Source organism: Streptomyces adustus (genome assembly GCF_009377175.1).
Lineage (GTDB): Bacteria > Actinomycetota > Actinomycetes > Streptomycetales > Streptomycetaceae > Streptomyces > Streptomyces adustus.
In genome coordinates, this window is the sequence record NZ_VJZD01000393.1 from 1 (window position 1) to 5,571 (window position 5,571).

Below are 5,571 nucleotides of genomic sequence, written 5' to 3' on the forward strand. Positions count from 1 at the left end.
GAACGGGTGTCAGGGGCAACGGGGGCCGGGGACACGGAGGCGTTCGCGCGGCAGCTGCGGGAGCTCAAGGACCGCTCGGGACTCAGCTACGGGGCGCTTGCCAAGCGGCTGCACATGAGCACGTCGACGCTGCACCGTTACTGCAACGGCACCGCGGTGCCGATCGAGTACGCACCGGTGGAGCGCCTCGCCAGGGTCTGCCGGGCAACGCCGGCGGAGCTGGTGGAGCTGCACCGGCACTGGATCCTGGCGGACGCGGCACGAGGGCGCAGAGCGGAGCAGGTCGCGGCGACGGGTTCGGCTCAGGGAGCCGGTTCGGACGGTTCGGCGGATGCGGTGGGTTCGGCGGATGCGGTCGGTTCGGCGGATGTGCCGGAAACGGCCGAAATGGTGGACGACGGCTCAGCGGCATCGCACGCAGGGAGCACCGGCGAGAACGGTGAGCCGGTTGTCGTCGATGTGCCGCGCGAGCTCGCGCGGCCGCATCGCCCCCGTCGTGGCCGTACCGTGCTGATCGCCTCCGCCGCGGTGGCCGCCGTGCTGGGAGCCGTGGTGCTCACCGTGCATCCGCTGTTCGGCGACCGGAACGCCACGGGTCACCGGCAGGCGGCCGGTGCCACCGCCGCGGTCACCGGCACGACCGACGCCGGGACTCCGTCCGCCGCACCGTCCCCGAGCGCGACGGGACACGAGCCCTCCGCATCGTCCTCCCCCTCCGCCGCCGAGTCCGGAGGGGCCGGGAAGGGCGACGGCAAGCAGGGCGCGACCCGGCCCGCCGGCGGCAGCGCCACCGGCGCCGTCCCGCTCACTGTCAGCACCCGCCCGTACGTCTACGACAGCCCGTGCAGCCAGCACTTCCTCGTCGACAGCGAACCCGGGCAGGTCGGTCCGCCGGCGCCGAGCGAGCAGGACGCCCCGCGCTGGGCCGCCGCGTACGGGGCGGTCTCCTCGGGCGAACAGCGGGTCGCCCTCACCGTTCAGGGCACCGGCAAGGACACCGTCGTACTGGAGGCGTTGCACGTACGTGTCCTCGCCAAGAAGGCGCCGCTCGCCTGGAACGACTACGCGATGGGCGTCGGCTGCGGAGGCGGCGTCGACACCAAGTCGTTCGACATCGGCCTCGACGACGGCAGTCCTGCGGTCGCCGTCAAGAACGGCCAGCGCGACTTCCCGTACAAGGTCAGCGAGTCGGACCCCGAGGTCTTCTACGTCACCGCCCACACCGAGGCGCACGACGTCCGCTGGGACCTCACCCTGGACTGGTCCAGCGGCAGCCGCCGCGGCACCGTCCACATCGACGACAACGGCATCCCGTTCCGCACCAGCGCCGGCGCGGGCCGCCCGGGCTACGACTACCCGCTGGGCGGCGGCGAGTGGATCAAACGGGAGAGCTGACAGGAGGCGGCGCGACATGCGCGTGCGCGGTCACGCGACAGCGTTCGAGAAACCGCACGGTCCCTGCGACTCGCCCGGCCGCGCTCGCGCGGGAGCACCCCGCAGCGCGTGGCTGCGGGGCGCCTTGCGCGGTTCAGTCGACCGCCTCCCCGTCGTACTTGCCGCCCACACAGGGGTTGCCCGGCAAGTCGATCCGGGGCACTCCGCCGCCCTGCCTGCACTCGGAAGGGCTGACGACGGATGGGGCGCCCTGTGCGGTGGCGGCGGTGGCGACGCCTGTGAGGCCGAGTCCGGCGAGGGCTGCCGCGGCGATACCGGCGGCGAGGATTCGTCGAATACGCATTCGATCCCCTTTCACGGATTGCCTCGACTGGGGCACTAATCAGCTTGATCTTCACCCATGTGGGTGGCACGCCATGTTGCGCCATTCGGGTGAAATCTCGACCACGACGCCGGACACCTCGTGCGCGGGAACGACGGGCGTCCGGTCCCGTCCGGATCCGTCGAAGCGGATGTCGTCGACGGGCTCGGTTCAGTCGACGTGGAGCAGGAGCTTGCCGGTGGAGGTGCGGCCACCCATGAGGCGGTGGGCCTCGGCCGCGTCCTGAAGCGGGAACTCCGCGGTGACGGGCAGGGATACGGTCCCCTCGGCGACGGTGCGCAGCGCGCGGGCGGTCAGCTCGCGCAGCGCGTCGGGTGCCGTGGCGGCCAGGGCCAGGACGGAGAAGCCGCTGACGGACAGGGCGCGGGGGGCGAGGTCGGCCTGCCCGGCCCGCCACGGCTCGGCGCCGCTCGCGTTGCCGAAGGAGACGAGGCGCCCGAAGGCGGCCAGCGCGTCCAGTCCCCGGCGCAGCGTGTCCCCGCCGACCGGGTCGAGGACCAGGTCGACACCCCTGCCGCCGGTGGCGCGGCGCACGTCCTGGTCGAAGGCTTCGGCCAGGAACACGTCGTCGTATCCGTGCGCGAGGGCGTACTCGGCCTTGGCCTTGCTGGAGGTCACCCCGTACACGGCGCCGGCGCCCGCCGCGCGGACCAGCTGCCCGACCGCCGTGCCGATACCGCCGGCGGCGCCCTGCACGAGGACGCTCTCCCCGGCCCGCAGCCGGCCCACCTCGTGCACCAGGGCGTGAGCGGTCGGCAGCACCGTCGGCACGGTCGCCGCGGTGCGCAGGTCCACGCCGTCGGGCAGCGCGAACACGGCCGCCGCCTCGGCGACGACCACGTCGGCGTACCCGCCGCCCTGTACGAGTCCGGCGACCTCCTGCCCGACCTGCACCGTGGTCACGCCCTCGCCGACGGCCCGCACGCGTCCGGACACCTCCAGGCCGGGGCGGTGGGGCAGCGAGACGACCCGGTATCCCTCGGCCCGCGCCTTGAGGTCGGCGAAGTTGACGCCCGCCCACGCGACGTCGATGGCCACCTGCCCGGCGCCGGGCTCGGGCACCTCGGCCTCGACGACCCGCAGGACGTCGGGGCCGCCGTACTCCTGGAACTCGACCGCACGCATGCGCAGAACCACCTCTCCGAGAGTGTTCGACGGGAAGCGAACACTCGCACTGTATGATGCTCATCGAACACTCTGCAACGGGCAACGCCAGAAGGGGCGAGCGATGACGGACAGGACCCCGGGCAGAAGCCATCGCGCGGCACCCGTCCTCACCCATCCCGACGACGTCCCGCTGCTGACCGCGCTGACCGCGCTCGCCGACCCGGTCCGCATCCAGCTCGTGCGCACCCTGGCCGACCATCCCGACTGGTCCCTGAGTTGCAGCAACTTCGACGTGCCCGTCGGCCGGGCGGCGAAGAGCCACCACTTCGCCGTGCTGCGCGCCGCCGGGCTGGTCGAGCAGCGCGACGACGGGCCCAAGCGACTCAACCGGCTGCGGCGGGAGGAGTTCGACGCCCGCTTCCCGGGCCTGCTCGACCTGGCCCTTCGCGACGACGAAGTCTCCTGACACCCGTCGGCGCGCCCCGACCAGGACCTGCCGGGACGCGGACGTCCCGGCGCCGTCAGCCCGAGGATCCCTGCGAGGCACCCGGGTCGGGCAGCAGCCGGGCGCCGATACGGTCCGGGCTCGGCCAGCGCACGTCCTGGGCCCAGCGAAGCTTCTCGAACACCCGGATCAGGCGGGCCGCCGGGTCGAGTTGGCCCGGCAGGACGCCGTGGCGCGCGGCCGTGGGGTCGGCGTGGTGCGAGTTGTGCCAGCTCTCGCCGAAGGACAGCAGTGCCAGTGGCCAGAAGTTGGTGGCCTTGTCCCGGCTGGCGAAGGGGCGGCTGCCCGCGACGTGACAGATCGAGTTCACCGACCAGGTGACATGGTGCAGCAGCGCCATCCTGATCACGCCGGCCCAGAAGAACCCGGTCAGCGCGCCCGTCCAGGTGCCGGTGGCGAACCCGCCGACCAGCGCCGGGGTCAGGAGCGAGACGGCGGTCAGCGGCCCGAAGAGCCGGCCGATGAGCCGCAGATCGGGATCGGCGGCGATGCCGGGGGCGAACCTGGCCCGGTTGCTCAGTTCACGCTTCAGCATCCACCCGATGTGCGCGTGGAGGAGCCCCTTGAGCAGCGCCCGGGTGTCGGTGCCGTAGCGCCAGGGCGAGTGCGGGTCGCCCTCGCGGTCGGCGAAGGCGTGGTGGCGCCGGTGGTTCGCCACCCACTGGACCGGCGAGCCCTCGACCCCCAGCGAACCCGCGACGGCCAGCGCGATCCGCAGGCCGCGCCGCGCCTTGAACGAGCGGTGGGTGAAGAGACGGTGATAGCCGACCGTCAGGCCCGCGAGGGAGACGAGGTAGGAGACCACGGCCATGCCGAGGTCCAGCGTGGACAGGCCCCATCCCCACGCGAACGGCATCACGGCGATCAGGGAGACCGGCGGGGCGACGACGAAGATCCACATCGTCACCCCCGCCGCGGCCGTCTGGGGGGCGTCGAGCAGCGGCTTGGCCCCGGCGTCGACTTGCGGTACGACGGCGGCGTGTTCGGTACGGTCGACGTCACTCGGGTTCATCGGTTCCTCACCATCGCTCAGCCTTCTCGGCGCGGTGCCGGACCGACCCGGATCACGCGGCCGTGTGCTTCCGAGCGCGTTCGACGGTCCGGGTCCCACGGTCGCACCGGAGGGCATCCACGCAGGTCGTCGCCGATGTCCAGGGCGTGAACGTTTCCGTGCCGGAGCCACGGACGGTGGAGGGGAGAGCCTTCGGTCACGACGTCCTGCGGGACCGCGGCCGGCCTGCGCGGCGTCGTACGCCGCCGCGCAGGCCGGCGTCCCGCGTTCGAGGACGCCGTCCGGGCCGTACCGGACGTGGGGGACGATCCGGCCGACGCCGACCGCACCGGCCGTGGGCGATGCGTCGGGCCCCGACCGCGTCCTACTTGCTGATCGCGAAACGCATCAGGGCGTGCTCGTCGCCCTGCTTGATCTGACCCGTCACGTTGATCACTTCGAGCTTCCAACCGTCGCCGACCCGGACCGCCTTGGCCACGGCGCAGCCGTTGTCCCGGGTGAGCAGGCTCGGCCAGATGTCGGCGACCTGCTGGGAGTTGCCGCCGGTGGCGTCGTAGACCTTGAAGCTGATGTTGCGTGCCTTCTGGAAGGAGCTGCCCTTCTTGTACGCGGCGGCCACGAACACGATCGACGTGATGTGGGGCGGGATCCGGGCGAACTCGACGGTCACCGTCTCGTCGTCACCGTCCCCGTGCCCGCTCTGGTTGTCGCCGCTGTGGACCAGCGAGCCGTTGCCCATCGGGTCGAGCGAGTCGAGTCCCGCCAGGCGCACCGGCTCCCGGCCCTGGAGGGCTATGGCGATCAGATCGAGGTCGGTGCCGCTCTTGCGGCGCAGGTTGCCCAGCAGTCCGCCGCTGCTGCCGGCGGTGGGATCCCAGGAGACGCCGAGGGACAGGTGGGTCACACCGTCCAGGTCTGCCGGGCCGTCTTCCTTGGTGAGCGTGATCATTTAGTGGGTCATCCTTGTCTCAAAGGGACTACACACGCAGAGTGTGCCCGACGCCTGCGCGGTTCCATCCTCCTGGTTTGCGTGCGGGCCCAGGAAGTCCTCGCGCAGGGGAAAGGCCCCGGACCGATCGTGGTCCGGGGCCTTCGGCGGCCGGTTTCGGGGTCGACCGGTGCGGTCGTCGACGGCCGGGGCGCCTGGTGGGTGGGCAGGGGGTGTGGTTC

The 5,571-nt window shown here is 72.4% G+C and carries 6 protein-coding genes; 2 read left to right on the plus strand and 4 right to left on the minus strand.

What is annotated here, in order from left to right; all coding sequences use genetic code 11:
* The first annotated feature begins 6 nt into the window (after nucleotides 1-6).
* A complete protein-coding gene (locus FNH09_RS44095; RefSeq protein WP_162470025.1) occupies nucleotides 7-1,395 on the plus strand; it encodes a helix-turn-helix domain-containing protein in 1,389 nt (462 codons plus the stop codon).
* 133 nt (nucleotides 1,396-1,528) lie between these two features.
* Here FNH09_RS44095 and FNH09_RS44100 read toward each other — a convergent pair whose 3' ends face one another.
* Nucleotides 1,529-1,738 carry a hypothetical protein gene (locus FNH09_RS44100; protein WP_152895495.1) on the minus strand — a complete coding sequence of 70 codons (210 nt, stop codon included), beginning with the start codon at nucleotides 1,736-1,738 and terminating at the stop codon, nucleotides 1,529-1,531.
* A 189-nt stretch (nucleotides 1,739-1,927) separates the two neighbouring features.
* A complete protein-coding gene (locus tag FNH09_RS44105) occupies nucleotides 1,928-2,902 on the minus strand; it encodes a quinone oxidoreductase family protein (RefSeq protein WP_152895496.1) in 975 nt (324 codons plus the stop codon).
* Between the two features lie 103 nt (nucleotides 2,903-3,005).
* Between FNH09_RS44105 and FNH09_RS44110 the strand changes: the two genes are divergently transcribed.
* Complete coding sequence (locus tag FNH09_RS44110) at nucleotides 3,006-3,350, plus strand: ArsR/SmtB family transcription factor (protein ID WP_152895497.1); 345 nt, start codon at nucleotides 3,006-3,008, stop codon at nucleotides 3,348-3,350.
* Between the two features lie 55 nt (nucleotides 3,351-3,405).
* On the opposite strand, the gene FNH09_RS44115 is transcribed toward FNH09_RS44110, so the two are convergent.
* Both FNH09_RS44115 and FNH09_RS44120 read right to left on the minus strand, forming a co-directional pair.
* Complete coding sequence (locus FNH09_RS44115) at nucleotides 3,406-4,401, minus strand: acyl-CoA desaturase (RefSeq protein ID WP_152895498.1); 996 nt, start codon at nucleotides 4,399-4,401, stop codon at nucleotides 3,406-3,408.
* Between the two features lie 364 nt (nucleotides 4,402-4,765).
* Complete coding sequence (locus FNH09_RS44120) at nucleotides 4,766-5,350, minus strand: TerD family protein (RefSeq protein WP_152895499.1); 585 nt, start codon at nucleotides 5,348-5,350, stop codon at nucleotides 4,766-4,768.
* Nucleotides 5,351-5,571 lie beyond the last annotated feature (221 nt).

Excerpts from the sequence above, each read along its gene's own strand:
- FNH09_RS44100 (WP_152895495.1), bottom strand. The coding sequence starts at position 1,738 with ATGCGTATTCGACGAATCCTCGCCGCCGGTATCGCCGCGGCAGCCCTC.
- FNH09_RS44105 (WP_152895496.1), bottom strand. The coding sequence starts at position 2,902 with ATGCGTGCGGTCGAGTTCCAGGAGTACGGCGGCCCCGACGTCCTGCGG.
- FNH09_RS44110 (WP_152895497.1), top strand. The coding sequence starts at position 3,006 with ATGACGGACAGGACCCCGGGCAGAAGCCATCGCGCGGCACCCGTCCTC.
- FNH09_RS44115 (WP_152895498.1), bottom strand. The coding sequence starts at position 4,401 with ATGAACCCGAGTGACGTCGACCGTACCGAACACGCCGCCGTCGTACCG.
- FNH09_RS44120 (WP_152895499.1), bottom strand. The coding sequence starts at position 5,350 with ATGATCACGCTCACCAAGGAAGACGGCCCGGCAGACCTGGACGGTGTG.